The sequence below is a fragment of the Microbacterium sp. KU4F genome (assembly GCF_056868075.1).
Map to the genome: position 1 here is coordinate 486,576 of NZ_CP200324.1, position 20,112 is coordinate 506,687.

Sequence of the window (20,112 nt, forward strand, 5' to 3'; positions counted from 1 at the left end):
GACGGGGCCGGGGATCAGTCGGAGTGTTCGTACTGCGCCAGACCTGCGTGCGCCCAGGATGCGGCGGCTCGGCGGGCCGCCTCGGGTGCCAGGATCTCGACGTCACCGGCGCGGCGGGCGGCGAGCCTCCGCAGCACGCCTTCATCCGCCAGGCGCACCGTGGCGGTCGCCATGCCGCCGGAGCTCTCGATCTCGGCGTGCGTCAAGAACTCGCCGAGAAGCGGTGCCACTGCCTCCGGGAACCGCAGACGCGCGACGATATCACCCTGGAGGGTGTCGAACAGGGCGGGCAGCGGATCCGCGCCGTGCGTCACCGGGATGTCGGTGACCTCGACATCGGACACGCGGTCGAGGTGGAACGTGCGCGTGGCCTGGCGCAGGTGGCACCAGCCCTGCAGATACCACTGTCCTTCGGCGATGTGCACCTTGACCGGGTCGACCGTGCGGGTCGTCGCGGCCGCATCCGGGGTCTTGTACGAGAACGAGACCGCACGACCGCGACGGAGTGCCTCGTCGACGCGCTCGCGCACGTGGTCGACGGGGGCGGGCGCGACGATGACGTCGGCCGGCGCCGATGCCGCGCCGCGCGCGAGTTTCGCCAGGAGGCCCTTCAGGAGGGCGGAATCGCTCACTCCGGGCAACGAGCCCGTGAGCTGGAGCCCGGCGAGCAGGGCCGCGGCCTCGCGAGCCGTCAGGCGAGGGGTGCGCTCGAGGCCGACGGTGTGCGTCAGCGCGATGCGGTCCTGCGTGTCGAGCAGATCCCAATCGATGTCGAAGAGGTCACCGGGCAGCGACCAGAAGCCCCCCTCCCCGGGACGGCCGATGACCGTCAGCTTCTCGACCATTCCCCGCATCTGCGCGGGGCTCACTTCGAAGTCGCGCGCGGCGTCGTCCAGGGCGACATCGCCGCGTTCGAGCAGGTAGGGCACGAGTTGCATGATCAAGGCCGCGCGCTCGGTGGCGACCAGCGGACGCGAGGCGTTCACGCGCGTCCTCCGTGCAGCGCCACCACTGCGCGCAGGCGCTCGACCACGAGATCGCGCAGGTGGGGCGGGTCCACCACGCGTGCCTCGGGACCGTAAGAGGCGAGCTCGTCGGCGAGGATGTGCGCGTCGACGTACGGCACCAGGATGCCTTGAGCGGCCGAGCGGCCACGGCGGGAGAGGCGAAGCGCGGCCTCGGTTCCCGGATGCACTTCGATGAGGGCCTCCTGTCGTGCCGCGAGCTCCTGGAGCTCGCGGAGGGCGCGTTCCCCCGCGCCCACGCGCAGCGAGGGGTCGAAACTCTCCTTGGTGATCTGGACCGCGTCGGTGATACGGGAGAGGAGGAATGTGCGCTCCGCACCGAGCGTCACATCCGTGCCGTACACGTGCCAGCGGGCCTCGTACTCGACGAGAGCAAGCGGGCGCACCCGGCGCCGGCGCGCTGTGGACTCCCCCGGGCGCACATAGGTGAACGAGACGACGCGCGCCTGCTCGATGGCACGCTGCAGCGGAGCGAACGCCGTGTCGCGCACGCTGATGCGCGGCGCATAACCGACGATCTCCGCGTCGACCTCGTTGCCCAGGGCTCGGATCTTCCGCAGCCCGCTCCGGGCAGGCGCCGACATGCTGTTCTCGCTCCAGACAGAGCCCGCCAGATTCAGCAGGGCGATCTCCGCGGGCGTGAACGTGATGTCGTCGGGGAGCGCGTACTCCGCCGTCGGCACACGGTAGCGCGCCTCGCGGAGGTCATCCGGGTCGGCGTGGTCACCGATGGTCTCGATCGGGACGCCCAGCGCGCGCAGGTTCTCCTTGTCGCGCTCGAACATCTTCTCCAGAGCGGTCTTCGACGCGCCGGCCTCCGCTTGCTCCCGGTACCCCGAGACCGATCGCAGGATCGTGTCCTTGGTGAGGCCCTGTTCCGTCGCCATGAGCGCGACGGCGAGGTTCACCAAGCGCTCCTCTGGCGCGACGGAACTCGCTTCGTTCATGGGCACCCCCATATCCTAGGCGCGCCGCTACCTCCCGGCGCGGTGATGGCGGGGCTCAGCCCAGCGCGCCGAGGATGTCGATGACGTAGATGGAGGCATCGCTGGAGGCGTCGGCGGGCGGCTCGACGACCAGCACCTGCGAACCGATCGGAAGGCCGGCGATCGTCTGAGAGACGACCGAATCGCCCCCGAGCGCGACCGCGTCGGGCTTGTCGTCCCAGGTGGTCTTCGTGACGCGCTTGCTCTTCCAATCGACCTGCAGCACGTTCACGACGACGGTTGAACCGTCGGCGGGGACGTCGTGGTCGCCCTTCTTCAGGACCTCCACCTTGCGCTCGGACGGGGCGGAGCCATCGGGGACCACCACGCCGGGGTGGCCGTCGTCGGTGAGCACGACCGACGGCATGCCGTGCGCCTCGTTGTACTGAGGTGCGCCGTCCGCCGCCGGGAGCATCACGGAGCGCAGGTCCAGGACGGCGACGAGCGGAGTGCCTTCGGCGAGTCGCAGCTGCTCGAGGAAGCCTGCGTCGACCTGATCGCCGGCGAGACCTACGACGATCTTCGACCCCCCGGTCGCACACTCCAGTGCGCTCTTGATCCCCGGCATCGCCTGGGTCAGGCCGGTCAGCGGCAGATAGAGCGGCTGGCCGTAGCCCTCCGCTGCCAGGACTTCGCCGCTCGTCGCATCGGCGAGGGTGAAGCCCACGTCTACCACCTGGTTGTCGGAGACGATGGCATTTCCGCCGCCGGTAACGAGGTCGTCGTACTGCACGCCGTCGATGTTGATCGGCGAGGACACCTGGACCGTGGGTGCGACAGTGCTGTCGTCGCCGGAGACGGCGACGAGCGAACCGATCGCGCCGACGGAATCAGGGCGATCGCAACCCGATGCTGCCGAGGAAGAGCATCCGACGAGGGCCAGGGTCATCAGGCCGACTGCGGCGGCCGCGGCGGGGAGTCTGCGCACCGGATCAGTCTACGTGCTCGTGGGCGGCGTCCTCCGCCGCCGCTTGGCGCGCACCGGCAGCCGCGCGCTGCGCCTCGCGCACACGCTTGCGGAGGTTCTTGTCGGTGATCTGCCGCTCCCCCACCGCCCCCGGCGTCCACAGCTCCACATCCTCGTCGCTGTAGCTCGACTTGGAGGCCCGCCGCTTCTGCTCGGGAAGCACGGCGCCGGGAGCGAGTCGCCGCGCCGTCAGCAGGAACCCGGTGTGCGCGACCATGCGGTGATCCGGGCGCACCGCGAGCCCCTCGACGTGCCAGCCGCGCACGAGCGTCTCGCTCGCCTCCGGGTCGGTGAAGAGCTCGGTCTGGCGGATGTACTCCGCGACACGGCTGAGCTGCGTCGCGGTGGCGACGTAGCAGATCACCACGCCGCCGGGCGCGAGGGCATCGGCGACCACATCGATGCACTCCCACGGCGCCAGCATGTCAAGCACGACGCGGTCGACGGATGCCGGTTCGACCGCTTGCGGCAAGCGCTCGACGAGATCCCCGACCTCGAGCGTCCAGTTCTCGGGCACGGAGCCGAGGAAGGTCTCGACGTTCGCGCGCGCGACCTCGGCGAAGTCCTCCCGCCGCTCGAAGGACGTCAGCCGTCCCGCCGCTCCGACTCCACGCAGGAGCCAGAGCGCGAGCGCACCCGACCCGACACCCGCTTCGACGACGACCGCCCCGGGGAAGATGTCGGCCTGCGCGACGATCTGCGCCGCGTCCTTCGGGTACACGATCGCGGCGCCGCGCGGCATCGACATGACGAAATCACGCAGCAACGGGCGCAGGGCGAGGTACTCGTGGCCGCCGCTGTTGGCGACGACGGAGCCGTCAGGCAGGCCCTCGAGGTCGCGATGACGCAGCACGCCGTGATGCGTGTGCAGCTCGCCGCCGTCCTTCAGCGTGATCGTGTGCAGCCGACCCTTCGGTCCCGTCAACTGGATGCGATCGCCGAAGCGGAAGGGGCCGCGGGGTGCGGAGGCGGGAGTGGTCATCGTGCGACGTCCTCGAATTCGTGGTGTGCGGTGAACAGACGCGCGATGTCGTCCGCGTCGGTGTCGGCGAGCGAGGGCCACAGGGCAGCGGCCCCGACGCCCTCGAGCGACACCATGTGGGGAACGCCGAGTGCGACGGTGCCGGCCGCGATGGCGGAGCGCAGCCCGTTCGGCGAGTCCTCGATCGCGACGGTGCGTGCCGGATCGACGCCGAGCGAGGCGCAGGCCTGGAGGTACGGATCCGGGAAGGGCTTCGGGCGGGTCGCCTCGTCTCCGGCGATCACGAGGTCGAACGCGTCGAAGTCGATGAGATCGACGACCGCATCCGCCATGCGACGCAGGGACATGGTCACCAGGGCCGTGCGCACCCCCGCTGCGCGGAGACTGGCCAGCAGCTCTCGGGCACCGGGGCGGAAGGGCACGCCGTCCTCCCGCAGCGACTGCATGACCCGGCTCGTCAGCGTGTCGATGATCTGCTGCTCTGCGAGACGAACGCCTGCGCCCTGCAGCAGACGTGCCGCGTCGTCGAGCCCGAGGCCGACCAGCCCCAGCGCCTGTTCGTGGGTCCAGACGCCGCCGTAGGAGGCGACGAGCGGCCCCTCGGCTGCCATCCAATAGGGCTCGGTGTCGACGAGAGTGCCGTCCATGTCCCACAGGACGGCCTCGGGAAGCTGGGGGTTCACCGTCCCATGCTACGGGGCGCCCCGACCGGACCCGCGCCACGCGGCGTCGCTGCGCCTATCCTGGAACGATCCCCGCGGCGCTCAGCTGCTGCGGAAGAGAGGGAGTGACGGTGGAGGGACTCGGTCGGCGCGTTCTGGTCGCCGCCTTCGACGGCTGGAACGACGCGGGTGAGGCGGCCTCGGCCGCCGTGGCGCTCCTGCGCGCCGAGGGCGAGTACGAGAGCGTCTACTCGGTGGACCCCGAACTGTACTTCGACTATCAGTACACCCGCCCGACGGTGAGCCTGGATGCGGAGGGCAATCGCGCGCTCTCGTGGCCGGAGGCGACGCTGCTGCGCCCGGCGCAGCAGACCCGGGGCACGCAGCTGTGGCTGCTGACCGGCGTCGAGCCTGCGCGAGCGTGGAAGGCGTTCGCCTCCGAACTCGTCGACTTCGCTCTCGCCGAGGACATCACCGGCTTCGTCGCGCTCGGCTCGATGATGGCGGATGTGCCGCACACCCGTCCGATCTCGATCTTCGCGGGCAGCGACAGCGACGCGCTGCGCACCGGCCTGGGCCTCGAGAGAAGCTCCTACGAAGGACCCGTCGGCATCCTGAGCGTCCTCGCCCATGTCGCTGAGCAGGCCGGCATCCCGGCGGCGTCGCTGTGGGCCAGCGTTCCGCACTACGTCGCGGGACACACGCCCTCTCCGAAGGCCACGCTGGCGCTGCTGGACCGTCTGGAGGACATCACCGGGGCGAAGGTCCCCCGCGGCGAGCTGTCGACGCAGGCCGCCGCGTGGGAGGCATCCATCGACGCGGCCGCGGCCGACGACGAGGAGATGACCGAGTACATCCGCGGACTCGAGCGCACGCGCGACACGTGGGACTCCCCGGATGCGTCCGGCGACGCGATCGCCCGTGAGTTCGAGCAGTACCTGCGTCGCCGCGGCGACGGGCCGGGCAAGCCCGGCCGCGACGAGCCGCGGCGCTGACGCTGGAGCGTGATCAGGCGGCGATCACGCCCGTCGCGAGCATGATCATCACGAACGCACCCAACGCGACGCGATAGATCACGAACGGCAGGAAGCTGCGCTTGGAGATCCACGCCATGAAGTACTTGATCACCACGAGCGCGACGAAGAACGCGACGATGGTCGCGGCTCCTGTCTCCCACAGGTTGAAGACGGGGTCGACCTCGGGCTCGCGGAGCACTTTGAACAGCTGGTAGAAGCCGCTGCCGAACACCGCAGGAATCGCGAGCAGGAAGGCGTATCGCGCCGCCGCCGCGCGCTCGTACCCGAGGAAGAGCCCCGCGGTGATGGTGCCGCCGGAGCGCGAGACCCCCGGCACGAGCGCGAGCGACTGCGCCAGGCCGAAGACGATGCCGTGGCCGACCGTGAGGTCCTTGAGCTTGCGGCGGTGTGCGCCGACCGCATCCGCGATGCCGAGGAGGACGCCGAAGAAGATGAGCATGCCCGCGACCAGCCAGAGCGAGCGGAACACGCCCTCGATCTGATCCTGGAAGAAGAGCCCCAGCGCGACGATCGGCACCGACCCGACGATGATCAACCAGCCCATCCGCGCGTCGGGATCGTTGCGCGGGACGCGTCCGGTGAACGAGCCGAACCAGTGCGAGATGATGCGGACGATGTCCTTCCAGAAGAAGATCACGACCGCGGCCTCGGTCCCGATCTGCGTGATCGCCGTGAATGCCGCGCCCGGATCCTGCGCGGAAGGCAGGAAGGCTCCGAGGATCGCGAGATGCGCACTGGATGAGACCGGAAGGAACTCGGTGAGACCTTGAACGAGGCCCAGGAGGAGCGCTTCGAGGAAATTCTGCATCGACGGCCTTTCGCCTTATCGGATGACGGGTCAGCAGGTGCGGAGGAAGTCGGTCAGCACGCGCTGCCCGAACACGAGGGAATCGATCGGGACGCGTTCGTCGACACCGTGGAACATACCGGTGAAATCCATGCCCTGCGGAAGGCGCAACGGCGCGAACCCGTAACCGGTGATCCCCAGACGCGACAGCGCTTTGTTGTCGGTTCCCGCACCGAGCAGGTACGGAATGACGGGCGCTTCGGGATCATGTCGCCCGAGGACGGCGACCATGCGATCGACGAGGTCGCCGTCGAAGGTCGTCTCCAGGCCGACGTCGCGCACGACCGTCTCGATCTCGATCCCCTCACCGACGATCCGACGGATGTCCGCGAGCGCCTCCTCCTCGGTCCCGGGCAGCACACGGACGTCGATCAGCGCCTCGGCCCGATCGGGGATCACGTTGTGCTTGTAACCGGCTGCCAGCCCCGTCGCGTTCGCCGTCGTGCGCAGACTCGCCCGGAGGAACGCGGATGCGGGACCGGCGGCGTCGGCCAGCGCATCGGGATCGTCGGCATCCATCCCGGTGAGACGCGACATCTCGGCGAGGAAGCGCTCGGTGGTGGCGGTGAGCCGCAGGGGCCACTCGGTGCGCCCGAGTGCTGCGACGGCCTCGGCGAGGCGGACCACGGCGTTGTCCGGGTGGAATCTGCTGCCGTGGCCGGCCGCGCCGCGCGCCACCAACCGCAACCAGAGAAGCGCCTTCTCCCCCACCTGGAGGAGGTAGGCACGTCGTGAGCCGACGTCCACGGAGAAGCCGCCCACCTCGCTGATCGCCTCGGTCGCGCCGGCGAAGATCTCCGGTCGATGCTCCACGACGAGCGAGGAGCCCTCGACGCCGCCGTTCTCCTCGTCTGCAAAGAAGGCCAGCACCAGATCGCGCTCCGGCTGCTCCCCCGCCCGTAAGAGCTCCGCGACCGAGGTGAGGATCATGGCGTCCATGTTCTTCATGTCCACCGCACCGCGACCCCACAGCATCCCGTCTCGGATGACACCCGCGAACGGGTCGACGCTCCAGTCCTGCGCTACCGCGGGGACGACGTCGAGGTGACCGTGCACGACGAGCGCCGGTCGGGTGCGGTCCCGTCCGGGCACGCGAGCGAACACGTTCGTGCGGCGCTGCACCGGCTCGTAGTACTGCGTGTCGAGACCGAGCTGCTCGAGGTAGGCGCCGACGTACTCGGCGGCCTCGCGTTCGCCGACAGCGCGACCGCCGCCGTAGTTCGTCGTGTCGATGCGGATGAGGTCGCGCGCGATCCGCGCGACCTCGGGCAGATCGGGCGCGCCTGCGGCAGTCGCGTCCGTCATGGGGTTCAGGCTACCGGCTCCGTGTGTCCGTCCCGTGACGTGCGACACACGCGGGGCGATCCGGATTATCGACCGGACACGGGACGTGGTAACGTTGCTCCTCGTTGCGAAAGCGACGAAAACACTGCGCGGGTGGCGGAATAGGTAGACGCGCTAGCTTGAGGTGCTAGTGCCCGTATAGGGCGTGGGGGTTCAAGTCCCCCCTCGCGCACAGTGACAGAAGAGGGTCCCGGAAGGGGCCCTCTTCTTCTTTTGTGCGTGTGCCATCCCGCACGCCGACGCACTGACCCGCTCAGCTGTGGACGCGCTTGCGCAGCAGTTCGATCCGGGCCTGCAGCTGGGCGACGGTCGCGTGCGAGACCGCAGGTCCGCCGCACAGGCGACGCAGTTCGGTGTGCACCGCGCCGTGCGGCTCGCCGCTCTGTCGCGCGTACAGCCCCACCAGGCTGTTGAGCAGCTGTCGCTGTTCCTTGAGCGTGCGGTGCAGGGGCGCGGGGATGTCGCTCGGCGGCTCCTGCTCCCCCGCCGCCTCGCGCGCTTCCCGCGCGGAGCGATGGCGTCCCTGGCGGGCCTGGCGCTGCATCAGGAGTTCGTGCACGTGCTCCGGCTCGAGCAGGCCCGGGATACCCAGGAACTCCTCCTCCTCCGGCGTGCCGGGCACGGCGAGCTGACCGAACTCCTTGCCGTCGAACAGCACGCGGTCGAAGTGGGCGTTCGCGCCGAGCGCCTGGTACGCGAACTCCTCGGTGAGAGCGTCGGATGCGGAGTCCTCGCGCTCCGCCTGGTTCATCATGTCCTCTTCGGCATCCCACATGTCCTCCGCGTCGCTCTCGCGATCGAGCGCGTGGTCGCGCTGGCGCTCCATCTCGTTGGCGAGGGTCAGCAGCTGCGGGACGTTCGGGAGGAACACGCTCGCGGTCTCACCGCGGCGCCTGGCACGCACGAAACGACCGATCGCCTGCGCGAAGAACAGCGGGGTCGACGCAGAGGTCGCGTACACGCCGACGGCGAGGCGCGGCACGTCGACGCCTTCCGACACCATCCTCACGGCCACCATCCAGCGAGAATCCGAGGCGGAGAAGGTCTCGATGCGAGAGGACGCCTCGGCCTCGTCGGAGAGGACGACGGTGACGGACTCACCGGAGATCTGCTGCAGGATGTCGGCGTACGCGCGCGCCGCCGTCTGGTCGGTCGCGATGACGAGGCCGCCCGCATCCGGAACCTGTTCTCGCACCTCCGAGAGGCGCCGATCGGCCGACCGCAGGACGGCGGAGATCCACTCCCCCTCCGGCGCGAGCGCCGTACGCCACGCCTGGGACGTGATGTCCTTCGTGTTGTCCTGCCCGAGCTGCGCCTCCATCTCGTCGCCGGTCTTCGTGCGCCATCGCATGTGACCGGCGTAGACCATGAACAGCACCGGTCGTACGACGCCGTCCTCGAGCGCGCGACGGTAGCCGTACGCATAGTCGGTACGCGAGACGCGGTTGCCCTTGGCATCCGGGTGGTACTCGACGAACGGGATGGGGGCCGTGTCGGAGCGGAAGGGTGTCCCCGACAGCAGCAGCCGGCGGGTGGCGCGCCCGTACGCTTCGCGCAGCGCGTCGCCCCAGCTGAGGGCGTCGCCGCCGTGATGCACCTCGTCGAGGATCACGAGGCTGCGCTTCTCGATCGTCAGGTACTGATGGACGGAGGCTTTGACGGCGACCTGCGCGTACGTCACCGCGACGCCGTGATACTGCCGAGCCGGAACCGTGTGGCGGTTGCTGAAGTGGGGGTCGAGGCGGATGCCGACCCGGGCCGCCGCATCCGCCCACTGCGTCTTGAGGTGCTCCGTCGGAGCGACCACGATGATGCGGTCGACGACTCCACGACGCAGCAGCTCGCTCGCAAGTCGCAGCGCGAAGGTGGTCTTTCCGGCACCGGGTGTGGCAGCGGCGAGGAAGTCGCGGGGGCCCTTGCCGATGCCGTCGGGACCATCCATGGAGAAGTACTGGTCGAGGGCCTCGGCCTGCCAGGCGCGCAGGCGCTGCGCGGTTCCCCACGGTGCTCGCTGCGGATATGTCGGAGAGAGGTGCTCGGCGGCGAAACTGCCGATGTGCTCGGCTCCGTGCTCGTCGATCCGATCGGCGTCGATGGTCGTCTCCCGCTCGTCGTCCATCGCACCTCCGTTCTCGAACGCGAGAATCCACGATAGGCGAGATCGCGGACACCCGGCCCCGACCTCCGGTCAGGGCGCGGGGCTACGCTGAGGGGTCAGGAGGAACGATGACCAGCGAATCGGCTCTGCCCCACCGCACGCCCTACGTTGCCAACGATCAGGGGCATCCGTGGCGGCGTTTCGTCGCCATCGGCGACTCCTTCACCGAAGGCCTCGGCGATCCGTCCCCCGACTCGCCGGGCGGCAACCGCGGCTGGGCGGACCGCGTCGCCGAGGTGCTCGGCGCCGGAGTCGACGACTTCGCCTACGCGAACCTCGCCGTGCGCGGCCGCCTGATCGGCCAGATCGTGGCGGAGCAGATCGAGCCCGCGCTCGCCCTCTCCCCCGACCTCATCAGCTTCTGCGCGGGAGGGAACGACGTCATCCGCCCCGGCACCGATCCGGACGATATCTCGCAGCAGTTCGAGGACGCCGTCATCCGACTCTCTTCGACCGGCGCCACCGTCGTCGTGTTCACGGGAATCGACACGAACTTCTCGCCGGTGTTCCGCGGCTTCCGCGGGAAGGTCGCGATCTACAACGAGAACCTTCGAGCGATCGCCGACCGGTACGACTGCATCGTCGCGGACCAGTGGGGCCTCAAAGAGATCCAGGACGCCCGCTTCTTCGCGGACGACCGGCTCCACCTGAATGCCCTCGGCCATCACGAAGTCGCGCGGATGGTGCTGAGAGCCCTCAACGTGCCCAACGATCTGACGCCGATGCAACCGGCGCCGATCGCGGTGCGCAACTGGCGGGCGGCCCGTGCCGACGATCTCGTCTGGGCACGGACCTACCTCGTCCCCTGGGTTCTGCGGCGGCTGAGGCACCAGTCGTCGGGCGACCACGTGACGGCGAAGCGCCCGGAGCCGTCGCGCGTGTCGCGCATCGAGGATCAGGATCCCGCCGCGGGCGGGTGAGCCAGCGCCCAGAGCGCCACGGCGCCCGCTGAAGCCACGTTGAGCGAGTCGACGCCGCCCGCCATCGGGATCGTCACCACCGTGTCGGCTGCCCGGAGCGCCCCGCGGCTCAGCCCATCGCCCTCGGCGCCGAGCAGCAACGCCACTCGCTCGGGCCTGGACGCCGCGAACGACTCGAGCGCGACGGCATCGTGCGCAAGCGCGAGAGCGGCGACGTGGAATCCCGCCTCGTCGAAGAGGTGCCTCGCCTCGGGCCACGCGGGCAGCCGCGTCCACGGGACCTGGAAGACGGTGCCCATGCTGACGCGCACACTGCGTCGGTAGAGCGGATCCGCGCACCGCTCGGTCACGAGCACCGCATCCGCCCCCATTCCTGCGGCCGCGCGGATCGCCGCGCCCACGTTCGTGTGGTCGACGATGTCCTCGAGGACGAGCACCGTGCGCGCGTCGCGCAGGAGGCCGACAACATCCGGCAGCTCCGGGCGGTGCATCGCCGCCAGAGCGCCGCGGTGCACGCTGTAGCCCGTCACCGACTCGGCGACTTCAGCCGGGACGACGTACACCGGCGTGTCGGTGTACGCCAGGAGCGCCGACACTTCGTCGACCCACCTGCGCTGCACGAGCACGGATCGAGGTCGGTGTCCCGCCGCCAGCGCCCGCGCGATCACTTTGGCGGACTCGGCGATGTACAGCCCCTCTGCCGGCTCCGACATCCGCCGTAGCGCGACGTCGGTGAGGTCGCGGTAGTCGTGCAGTCGCGTGTCGTCGGGGTCGGTGATCTCTTCCAGGTGCATACGTCCCTCCTCGGCCAGCTAACCAGCCTCAGAGGCCGCCGACGAAACATACCCGCAAACCGGCAGGCGTAGGCTCGGCAGCAGGAGGTACTGTGCCACTCGTGACGGAACCCGATCCGACCGCCCTCGCCGAGCTGGAGCGCGCGATCGACGCGCTGGCCGGTCGACGGGTCGCCGTCCTCACCGGCGCCGGAGTGTCGACCGATTCCGGGATCCCGGACTACCGCGGGCAGGGCGCTCCGGTGCGCAAGCCCATGAGCGTCGAGCAGTTCCTCTCCGAGGAGAGCGCCAGGCGGCGCTATTGGGTCGGCAGCCACCTCGGGTGGCGGCGCTTCGCCGCAGCGCAGCCCAACGAAGGCCATCGCGCGCTCGCCCAGCTGGAGGCAGCGGACATCACGAGCGGGGTCATCACCCAGAACGTCGACGGTCTGCACGTGCGTGCCGGCTCCCGTCGCGTGGTCGAGCTGCACGGCACCATGCGCCGCGTGGGCTGCCTGCAATGCGGGCAGGTGTTCGACCGACGTGATCTCGCAGTGAGGGTGGAGGCGGACAACCCCTGGCTGAGCGAGACGGAGGAGCTGCCGCTCGGGCCGGACGGCGACGTCGCGGGCGCCGAGGTGGGCGGCTTCCGCATCCCCGAGTGCAGCGTGTGCGGGGGCGTGCTCAAGCCGGATGTCGTCTTCTTCGGCGAGTTCATCCCCGCCGAGCGGTTCCGCGAGGCCGAGCAGCTCGTGCGCGCCGCGGACGCGCTTCTCGTGGCGGGTTCATCCCTGGTCGTGAACTCGGGCATCAGATTGGTCGAGCGCGCCCGGCGACGTAGGCTTCCGGTGGTCATCGTCAACCGCGGACAGACCCGGGCCGACGCCCGGGCCACGGTGAAGGTCGACGCCGGGACGAGTGAGGTGCTCACCGCCCTGGCGGAGGCACTCCCCCGCCGACGCTGACTCCGCTTCGACACACCGACAGGCCCGTGACCCACCTCATCCTCATCCGCCACGGCGAGACCGACTGGAACCGTGCACGCCGCATCCAGGGCGCGACAGACATCCCCCTCAACGAGACCGGGCGCACACAGGCCCGCGACGCCGGACTCGCCCTCCGCGACCGCCTTGACGCAGACACGCCGCTGGTGCTCGTCTCGAGCGATCTGCAGCGCGCAGCCGAGACGGCGGACATCATCGGGGCGATCCTGGAGCGGCCCGTGGCGGGGAGATATCCCGAGCTGAGGGAGCGTTCGTACGGCGAGGCCGAAGGCGTATCCATCGACGAGCTCGCCGAGCGCTGGGGACGGGGACCCGATGCCCGTGTGCCGGGAGCCGAGACGCGAGAACAGCTGCGCGAGCGCGCGCTGAGCGGTCTCGCGCGGGTGATCGCCGACGCATCGGCGGACGAGACGCCTCCCGTGGTGGTCGCCGTCGCGCACGGCGCCCTCATCCGCGAGGTGCTGGCCTTCGCCACCGACGAGCAGCTCCCCGCCGACGGCGATCGGCTCGGCAACGGCTCTGCGCAGGAGTTCTCGTGGCAGGACGGCGTGCTGCGGCTTCTCTCCTACTCCGCCGCCTGAGCCGCTGAGTCGGCTCTACGGCGATGCCGTAGCCTGACACACACGATGAGCCGTCGACCGCAGAACGATCCACCCCCGGACGCCGGAGCCGCATCCCGGCGCGACTTCCTCCGCGTGGGCGGACTCGCCCTCGGCGGACTGGCCCTGGGCGGCGCCGCCGGAGCGGGCGCGGCGACGGTGCAGGCCTCGACGCGCCCTCTCGCGCCGCGAACGAACCCGCGTTCTCGCACGTGGTGGTCCTCATGGGCGAGAACCGGTCGTTCGACAACCTCCTCGGCCACCTCTACACACCGGCCAGCTTGCCCACCGGTGCACGTTTCGACGGCCTCGCGTTCGGCGACTACTCGAACCCCGCACCTGACGGCCGAACGGTGCCTGCGCACGTGTACACGGGCAGCACCGATGAGATCATGTGCTCACCCGACCCGGATCCGGGCGAGACGTACCCGCACGTGAACACCCAGATCTTCGGCACGGTCGACCCTGCGTCCAACGAGACCTCGTGGCATCGACCGTTGCGCGCACCCTGGAACGCGCCGTCTGCCGACACGACCCCGACCATGCAGGGGTTCGTCCGCGACTACGTCGCCAACTACCGGCGTGAGAGCAAGGGCAAGGAACCGTCGCCCGCCGACGCCGACGTGATCATGGGCGGATTCTCCCCCGCGATGCTGCCCGTGCTCTCGACGCTGGCTCAGGGGTTCGCGGTCTACGACCACTGGCACTGCGCGGTGCCGAGCCAGACCTACTGCAACCGCTCCTTCTTCCACGCCTCCACCTCACACGGATTCGTCACCAATCGCGGTGGCGGCGGCTACGGCAAGTGGTTGGATGCGCCTGCGGCGCCGACGATCTTCAACCGTCTGGAGGAGGCCGGCCGCAGCTGGCGCATCTACTTCGACGAACAGCAGCTCGTCTCGCTGACCGGCGTCATGCACGCGCCCGTGCTCGAGAAGTACTGGCGGAGCGAGCATTTCGCGTACATGGACCAGTTCTTCGCGGACGCGGAGGCGGGAACCCTGCCCGACTACGCCTTCATCGAGCCCCGGATGGTCTACAACCACAACGACTTCCACCCTCCCTTCGGCGTCGTGCGCGGGAGCGACGTCGACGGCTCGCCCGTGTTCGATTCGGCGGTCTCGGACGTCCGCGCCGGCGAAGCGCTCGTGGCGAGCGTCTACGACGCCATCCGCACCTCCGCCAGCAGCGACGGCTCCAACGCGCTCAACACGCTCCTGCTCATCACGTTCGACGAGCACGGCGGTACCTACGACCACGTCGTCCCACCCAAGGCCACACCTCCGGATCCTGAGGCCGCCGAGGGCGAGATGGGATTCCGTTTCAACAGACTCGGCCTGCGCGTGCCGGCGATCGCCGTGTCGGCGTACACGAGGGCGGGCACGATCATCAACGAGGAGATCCATCACGCCGCCGTCATCGCGACCCTGTGTCAGCTGCACGGCCTCGAGCCGCTGACCGATCGCGACCGCGGCGCCCCGACCCTGTTCAGCGCGACCAATCTGACCGAGCCCCGCGATCCATCCACCTGGCCCACAGTGAGTCCCGCCTACGTACCGCCGCTGCGGGAAGAGGACGAGCTGGAGGAGATCCGCACCTCCGACAAGCCGCTGACGTCGCCCGCGAAAGGCCTGCTCGGACTCCTTCTGGAGCGTTACGGCCCGAGCGGCGCGCCGGAGCCGGAGACCTACGCCGACGCCTACAACATCCTCAAGGCGCACGGACTGGGGCTCTTCACGACTCAGGGCGCATCCCCGATGCCGACGGCGACGTAGCGTCGCCCGCGCAATATGCGCAAACGGTGCCGCTCACTGCTGCTAGCGTTGCGCATCATGCCCGCCTTGGACCGTATCGACATCGAGCTGCTCCGCGCGCTTGCTGACGACCATCGCGCAACGGTCGTCGCTCTCGCCGAGCGCCTGCAGCTGTCCCGCAACACCATCCAGGCGCGGCTCGCCCGCCTCGATCGCACGGGAGCCTTCCTCAGCTACCAGCGCGCCCTGTCGACCGCTGCCCTCGGATTCCCGATCGAGGCCTACGTCAGCGTGACCGTGCGACAGCACGAGCTGCCGCGTATCCGAGAGCAGCTGGCGGAGGTGCCGGAGGTCCTGCAGGCCCACGGCCTGGCGGGTTCGGTCGATCTTCTCGTCCGGGTCGCGTGTCGCGATGCGCAGCATCTGTTCGACACCGACGCCCGCATCCTGGCGATCAGCGGGGTGGAACGCACGGAGACCTCCCTCGTCATGGACGAGGTCATCCCCTACCGCGTGACGCCCCTCATGGGGCTGGCGCAACCGCAGCGATAGGAGCCGCTGACGGGGACGTGTCCATTCTCACGAGCACGACCCCGATGATCAGGACCACGCCGCCGACGATCTGCACCGGACCGGGCGCCTCGCCCAGAAGCGCCCAGGCGAACAGCAGCGCGAACAGGACCTCGGACAGTCCGACGAAGGATGCGACGCGCGAACCCAGCATCGGCACGGCGATGACACCGAGGGCGTACCCGAGGGTGGTCGCGACAGCGCCGACCCAGCCGATGGCGACCCATGCCGGCAGTTGGATCCCAGCCAGGGCGACGGAGACGTCGGGAGCGGCGAACGGCAAGAGGCCGGTCATGCACAGGACAGCCATGAGAAGGGCCCCGACGATGAGCCCGCCCGCGGCGAGAGCCAGGGCCGGCAGCTCTTCGCCGGTGCGCTCGGACAGGAGGAAGTACGCGCCGACGCAGACCGCGGCCCCGAGCGCGAAGACGGTGCCGAGCAGGTCGAAGCGCGCGCCGGCGATGTCCACGACCAGCACGAGGCCGACGATCGCGACGGCGGAACCCATGAGGACCAGCCGAGACGGGGCGCGACGGGTGCGGACCCACGCGAGAAGAACCAGGAGCACGGGAGCGAGGTACTGCACGAGGAGGGCGACCGCCACCGGCATCCGTTGCATGGCAGCGAAGTAGAAGATCTGGCACCCCGCGACGCCCGTCAGGCCGAATCCGACGATCAGCGGCCACTGGCGGCGCAGGAGTCCCGGCCGGCGCCGAACGGCCCGCACGAGCGCAGGCGACAGGATGAGTGCCGCGAGCGACATCCTCACCAGGAGAGCCGCGCCGAGAGTCCACCCGGCCTCGATGAGCGGCTTCACGACGGGACCGCTGGACGAGAAGGCCAGCGCCGACGCGAGCCCGACCGCGAGTCCCGCGACACGGCGCCCGGGGACGGGCAACGGCGCGACCACGGCCAGGGAGGAGGTCTGGGCGACCATCGGCGTCTCCGGATGTCACGAGTAAACTAGAGGGACGCTGGTGACGCTATCCCCCATCGAGTCAGGAGTCAACTTGATCTTCACCCCTGACACACGCTCGTCTCTCGTCATGACCGCGGACATGGTGAACACGCTGCCCGGCACGGCGTCACCGGACCTCGACGGCCTCGTCGATCTCGACGATCTCGCCGCATATCTGCGGGTGCACCCTTACTCGGGAACCATCCGTCTCGACGCCGCCGAACTCGACGCGATCCGCCGCATCCGGCCGCGCCTGCGAGAGCTCTGGTGCGTCGATCGCGATTGCGCGGTGCCCCTCGTGAACGCCATGCTGCACGAGAGCAACGCGGTGCCGCGTCTCGTACGCCACGATGCGTACGACTGGCACATCCACGCGACGCCGGACGACGGCCCTCTTGCCGATCGCATCCTGATCGAAGCGGCGATGGCGTTCGTCGATGTCATCCGCGCGGACGCGTATGAGCGGATCCGCGTCTGCTCGGCCGACGATTGCGGAGCGGTCTACGTCGACTTCTCCCGCAACGGATCCAAGCGCTACTGCGACACCGGCAACTGCGGCAACCGGATGAACGTCAACGCGTACCGTCAGCGGAAGGCGAGAGAAAGCGACTGATCGCGGCCGCTGCCGGCTCCGGCGTCTCATAGTGGATGAGATGGCCGACGCCCGGGATCTCGACGAGCTCGGCATTTCGGAACAGCGTACGCAGGGTGCGCTCGGCCTCGATCGGCGTGATGTCGTCGAGCTGAGCCGCAACAAGCAGTGTGGGCTGGGAGATGCGCGGTGCGAACTCGCGCACGTCGTGCGACACGGAAGCCACGAACGCCTGCAGGAGCACGTCGCGGTCGGCGAAGCGCGAGAAGTAGCGGTCGTGCTGGTCGTGGACGAACCGGCGCAGCAGCGGCTGACGCGTCTTGACCATGGCGACGCTCATGCCCCGCACGATCGCCCGGTTGCGCAACAGCGCGTCACCGATGGGCGCCGGGAGACGCGCCGCCGCACGGTAGTAGAACACCGCGAGGCGCGTGAGGACGCCGCGCGGGCCCTCCAGCGCCGGCGCTCCGATCGGGTTCACGAGCACGAGTCGGTCCGTGGCGAGGCCTGCGGCGACCGCCGCCGAGGCCACGATCGACCCGAACGAGTGACCGAGGATCGGTGATCCTGCCGCGACCTCCTGCGCGAAACCATGCAACCACTCCGCATAGAGCTCCAGATCGTGCACGCGGTGCGGAACAGGTTCGGTCTCGCCGAAGCCCGGAAGATCGGGGGCGATCACCCGGAAGCCCGGCAGGTTCGCGACGACCGGCTCGAGCCCGTGGTGGTCCCCGCGGAAGCCGTGCACAAGCAGCAGTGTCGTGTGGGCGTCTTCGTCGCCGTACTCCCAGTAGACGGTCTCGCCACCCAGGACCTCGACGGTACGCCGCCGCACGGGGATGGGCGCGAGCTTGTCGGCATACGGATGCGGCGCGGTCACCGTCCGAGTCTACGTCCCGCCCGGCGTGGTCCTCCGAGCGTGGGGGTGGTCTCCCGTAGCGTGATCGCATGCCCGACCACCCCGTCGCCGCCCCCGAGGCGCTCTTCGACCTCGAGGAGTTCCTGGCACCACGTTCGCCCGAGTGGGTCAGGCGCATCGGCGTCTTCGACCTCGAGACGACCGGCGTCGATGTGACCCGCGATCGTATCGTGACCGCGCACGTCGGCGTCCTGGACGAGACCGGCTCCGTCATCCAGGCGCGCTCGTGGCTCGCGGATCCGGGAGTGGAGATCCCCCAGGGCGCGCAGGCCGTGCACGGCATCTCCACCGCGCACGCCCGAGCCCACGGGCGTCCCGCTCCAGAGGTCGTCGCCGAGGTATGCACCGCGCTCTCGGAGCTCTTCGCAGCGGGCACGCCGGTCGTCGCCTACAACGCCCCGTACGATTTCTCTCTGCTGCGATACGAGGCCGCCCGACATTCCGTACCGCCGATCGAAGACCCGGCTCCCGTCATCGACCCGCTGGTGCTCGACAAGGCGTTCGACACGTATCGTCGCGGCAAGCGGACGCTGAGCGTCGTCGCCGAGCACTATCGGGTCGTTCTCGAGGGTGCGCACGAAGCCGCAGCGGATGCGGTCGCCGCGGGAAGGGTCGCGCTTGCCCTCTGCGAGAGGTACGGCGATCTGCTGCCGGCGGCCGTCTCGGAGCTCCACACGAACCAGATCGCGTGGGCGAGGTCTCAGGCGGAGAGTCTCACCGAGTACTTCGTCCGCATCGGCCGCATCGACCCGCTCGATCCCGTCGACGGACGCTGGCCGATCCGGTGACACCACGAAGGGCCCCGCGAGATCGCGGGGCCCTTCGTGGTGAAGGCGTCTTACTTGGCGCCGAAGTTCTTGAAGCGCTGGTTGAACTTCTCGACGCGACCGGCCGAGTCCATGATGCGCTGCTTGCCCGTGTAGAACGGGTGCGAGGCGGAGGAGATCTCGACGTCGACGACGGGGTACTCGACACCGTCGAGCTCGATCGTCTTGTCGCTCGAGACCGTCGAGCGGGTGAGGAAGGTCTCGCCCGAGCCGAGGTCGCGGAAAACGACGTCGCGGTAGTCGGGGTGAATGTCAGTCTTCATGGTGTTCCTTGCGGGAGTGCTTCGGAGGAAAGTCTGCGGTGCCGGAAGCACCAAAAGACGAGTCTAACAGCAGGAGCGGCGCTTCGCCGCATCCGGTGGTCAGCGCGCCGCGCGCGCGGCGTAGCGACCGTCGGCCTCGGTGACCACGATCGGCATGCCGAACGTCTCGGAGAGGTTCTCGGCGGTGAGCGTCTCGGCGATCGACCCCGCGGCCACCACGGCGCCCGCGCGCAGCAGCAGCACGTGGGTGAACCCGACCGGGATCTCTTCGACGTGGTGCGTGACCATGACCATCGCCGGCGTCGTGGGCGCCTGCGCGTAGCCGCTCAGAAGCTCGAGGAGTTCCTCACGCGCGCCGAGGTCGAGACTCGCGGTCGGCTCGTCGAGCAGCAGCAGCTCGGGGTCGGTCATGACGGCGCGAGCGATCTGAACACGCTTCTGCTCGCCGTCCGACAGCGTGCCGAACGTGCGATCGGCGAGGTGGTCGAGCTTCCACTCCGCCAACACCCGCAGCGCCCGGCGCTCGTCGATCCGGTCGTACTGTTCGTTCCAACGCCCGAGCACGGAGAAGGCCGCCGTCAGCACGACGTTCAGCACGGTCTCCTCGGCCGGGATGCGCTTGGCCATCGCGCTGGAGGCGAACCCGATGCGGGGACGCAGCTCGAACACGTCGGTGCGACCGAGACGCTCCCCGAGGATGGTCACCGCGCCCGAGGTCGGGTGATCGAGGGTCGCGGCCAGCTGCAGAATGGTGGTCTTGCCCGCCCCATTCGCGCCGAGGACCACCCAGCGCTGGTCGCCGTCCACCTGCCAGTCCAGATGAGAGACGATGTCCTTTGCGTTGCGGCGGACGACGACGTCAGAGAAATCCAGCACCTGCGGCATGTTCTTCAGCCTACCGGGCCGGCGGTTCATGCCGAGCCGG

The 20,112-nt window shown here is 69.5% G+C and carries 21 protein-coding genes and 1 tRNA gene; 9 read left to right on the forward strand and 13 right to left on the reverse strand.

The features are described from left to right. Nucleotides 1-14: 14 nt before the first annotated feature. The 5 genes from AC1VNH_RS02440 to AC1VNH_RS02460 are packed head-to-tail and all read right to left on the reverse strand — an operon-like array spanning nt 15 to nt 4,643. Nucleotides 15-986 (reverse strand): helix-turn-helix transcriptional regulator, encoded by a 972-nt coding sequence (locus tag AC1VNH_RS02440; RefSeq protein ID WP_483109717.1) that lies wholly within the window; start codon nt 984-986, stop codon nt 15-17. After that, nucleotides 983-1,972 (reverse strand): helix-turn-helix transcriptional regulator, encoded by a 990-nt coding sequence (locus AC1VNH_RS02445; protein ID WP_483112674.1) that lies wholly within the window; start codon nt 1,970-1,972, stop codon nt 983-985. Before AC1VNH_RS02445 ends, AC1VNH_RS02440 begins: the two co-directional genes overlap by 4 nt. 55 nt (nt 1,973-2,027) lie before the next feature. Next, nucleotides 2,028-2,939 carry a hypothetical protein gene (locus AC1VNH_RS02450; RefSeq protein ID WP_483109718.1) on the reverse strand — a complete coding sequence of 304 codons (912 nt, stop codon included), beginning with the start codon at nt 2,937-2,939 and terminating at the stop codon, nt 2,028-2,030. Nucleotides 2,940-2,943: 4 nt separating this feature from the next. After that, nucleotides 2,944-3,960 carry a tRNA (adenine-N1)-methyltransferase gene (locus AC1VNH_RS02455; RefSeq protein WP_483109719.1) on the reverse strand — a complete coding sequence of 339 codons (1,017 nt, stop codon included), beginning with the start codon at nt 3,958-3,960 and terminating at the stop codon, nt 2,944-2,946. Beyond that, nucleotides 3,957-4,643 (reverse strand): HAD family hydrolase, encoded by a 687-nt coding sequence (locus AC1VNH_RS02460; protein WP_483109720.1) that lies wholly within the window; start codon nt 4,641-4,643, stop codon nt 3,957-3,959. The genes AC1VNH_RS02455 and AC1VNH_RS02460 overlap by 4 nt, the downstream gene beginning before the upstream one ends. Before the next feature lie 110 nt (nt 4,644-4,753). Here AC1VNH_RS02460 and AC1VNH_RS02465 point away from each other — a divergent pair, with 110 nt between their 5' ends. Then, a complete protein-coding gene (locus AC1VNH_RS02465) occupies nt 4,754-5,617 on the forward strand; it encodes a PAC2 family protein (protein WP_243228206.1) in 864 nt (287 codons plus the stop codon). Between the two features lie 13 nt (nt 5,618-5,630). Here the strand turns inward: AC1VNH_RS02465 and AC1VNH_RS02470 are convergent, their stop codons facing one another. After that, a complete protein-coding gene (locus AC1VNH_RS02470) occupies nt 5,631-6,467 on the reverse strand; it encodes an undecaprenyl-diphosphate phosphatase (RefSeq protein WP_243227827.1) in 837 nt (278 codons plus the stop codon). A gap of 30 nt (nt 6,468-6,497) precedes the next feature. Beyond that, nucleotides 6,498-7,811 carry a M20/M25/M40 family metallo-hydrolase gene (locus AC1VNH_RS02475; RefSeq protein WP_483109721.1) on the reverse strand — a complete coding sequence of 438 codons (1,314 nt, stop codon included), beginning with the start codon at nt 7,809-7,811 and terminating at the stop codon, nt 6,498-6,500. Nucleotides 7,812-7,937: 126 nt separating this feature from the next. Here AC1VNH_RS02475 and AC1VNH_RS02480 point away from each other — a divergent pair. Further along, nucleotides 7,938-8,022: transfer RNA gene (locus tag AC1VNH_RS02480), tRNA-Leu, on the forward strand. Nucleotides 8,023-8,103: 81 nt separating this feature from the next. Here the strand turns inward: AC1VNH_RS02480 and AC1VNH_RS02485 are convergent. After that, nucleotides 8,104-9,969 carry a DEAD/DEAH box helicase gene (locus AC1VNH_RS02485; RefSeq protein ID WP_483109722.1) on the reverse strand — a complete coding sequence of 622 codons (1,866 nt, stop codon included), beginning with the start codon at nt 9,967-9,969 and terminating at the stop codon, nt 8,104-8,106. Nucleotides 9,970-10,076: 107 nt separating this feature from the next. Between AC1VNH_RS02485 and AC1VNH_RS02490 the strand changes: the two genes are divergently transcribed. After that, the gene (locus AC1VNH_RS02490; RefSeq protein WP_483109723.1) at nt 10,077-10,928 is read left to right on the forward strand and encodes an SGNH/GDSL hydrolase family protein; all 852 of its coding nucleotides are present in this window, start codon (nt 10,077-10,079) and stop codon (nt 10,926-10,928) included. Here AC1VNH_RS02490 and AC1VNH_RS02495 read toward each other — a convergent pair. Continuing rightward, nucleotides 10,904-11,722: a TrmH family RNA methyltransferase gene (locus AC1VNH_RS02495; protein WP_483109724.1), complete on the reverse strand. Its 819-nt coding sequence runs from the start codon at nt 11,720-11,722 to the stop codon at nt 10,904-10,906. The two genes, AC1VNH_RS02490 and AC1VNH_RS02495, sit on opposite strands and share 25 nt — an antisense overlap. Nucleotides 11,723-11,823: 101 nt before the next feature. Here AC1VNH_RS02495 and AC1VNH_RS02500 point away from each other — a divergent pair, with 101 nt between their 5' ends. The 4 genes from AC1VNH_RS02500 (at nt 11,824) to AC1VNH_RS02515 (ending at nt 15,610) form a co-directional block, all read left to right on the forward strand. Further along, entirely contained in the window at nt 11,824-12,666 is an 843-nt protein-coding gene (locus tag AC1VNH_RS02500) for a Sir2 family NAD-dependent protein deacetylase (protein WP_483109725.1), read from the forward strand. Between the two features lie 26 nt (nt 12,667-12,692). Continuing rightward, nucleotides 12,693-13,286, forward strand: coding sequence for a histidine phosphatase family protein (locus tag AC1VNH_RS02505; RefSeq protein WP_483109726.1), 594 nt, complete (start codon nt 12,693-12,695; stop codon nt 13,284-13,286). 242 nt (nt 13,287-13,528) lie between these two features. Next, the gene (locus AC1VNH_RS02510) at nt 13,529-15,079 is read left to right on the forward strand and encodes an alkaline phosphatase family protein (RefSeq protein WP_483109727.1); all 1,551 of its coding nucleotides are present in this window, start codon (nt 13,529-13,531) and stop codon (nt 15,077-15,079) included. Nucleotides 15,080-15,136: 57 nt separating this feature from the next. After that, complete coding sequence (locus tag AC1VNH_RS02515; RefSeq protein WP_483109728.1) at nt 15,137-15,610, forward strand: Lrp/AsnC family transcriptional regulator; 474 nt, start codon at nt 15,137-15,139, stop codon at nt 15,608-15,610. Here AC1VNH_RS02515 and AC1VNH_RS02520 read toward each other — a convergent pair. After that, nucleotides 15,582-16,565: an EamA family transporter gene (locus AC1VNH_RS02520; protein WP_483109729.1), complete on the reverse strand. Its 984-nt coding sequence runs from the start codon at nt 16,563-16,565 to the stop codon at nt 15,582-15,584. The two genes, AC1VNH_RS02515 and AC1VNH_RS02520, sit on opposite strands and share 29 nt — an antisense overlap. Before the next feature lie 73 nt (nt 16,566-16,638). On the opposite strand from AC1VNH_RS02520, the gene AC1VNH_RS02525 reads away from it, so the two are divergent. Then, nucleotides 16,639-17,199 (forward strand): CGNR zinc finger domain-containing protein, encoded by a 561-nt coding sequence (locus AC1VNH_RS02525; protein ID WP_483109730.1) that lies wholly within the window; start codon nt 16,639-16,641, stop codon nt 17,197-17,199. Here AC1VNH_RS02525 and AC1VNH_RS02530 read toward each other — a convergent pair. Continuing rightward, a complete protein-coding gene (locus tag AC1VNH_RS02530) occupies nt 17,159-18,058 on the reverse strand; it encodes an alpha/beta fold hydrolase (RefSeq protein ID WP_483109731.1) in 900 nt (299 codons plus the stop codon). The two genes, AC1VNH_RS02525 and AC1VNH_RS02530, sit on opposite strands and share 41 nt — an antisense overlap. Before the next feature lie 68 nt (nt 18,059-18,126). On the opposite strand from AC1VNH_RS02530, the gene AC1VNH_RS02535 reads away from it, so the two are divergent. Then, a complete protein-coding gene (locus AC1VNH_RS02535; RefSeq protein ID WP_483109732.1) occupies nt 18,127-18,885 on the forward strand; it encodes an exonuclease domain-containing protein in 759 nt (252 codons plus the stop codon). Between the two features lie 50 nt (nt 18,886-18,935). Here the strand turns inward: AC1VNH_RS02535 and AC1VNH_RS02540 are convergent, their stop codons facing one another. After that, nucleotides 18,936-19,187 carry a type B 50S ribosomal protein L31 gene (locus AC1VNH_RS02540; RefSeq protein WP_137417031.1) on the reverse strand — a complete coding sequence of 84 codons (252 nt, stop codon included), beginning with the start codon at nt 19,185-19,187 and terminating at the stop codon, nt 18,936-18,938. Between the two features lie 99 nt (nt 19,188-19,286). Next, on the reverse strand, nt 19,287-20,072 hold the full coding sequence (locus tag AC1VNH_RS02545) for an ABC transporter ATP-binding protein (protein WP_483109733.1): 786 nt from the start codon (nt 20,070-20,072) through the stop codon (nt 19,287-19,289). Nucleotides 20,073-20,112: the final 40 nt, after the last annotated feature.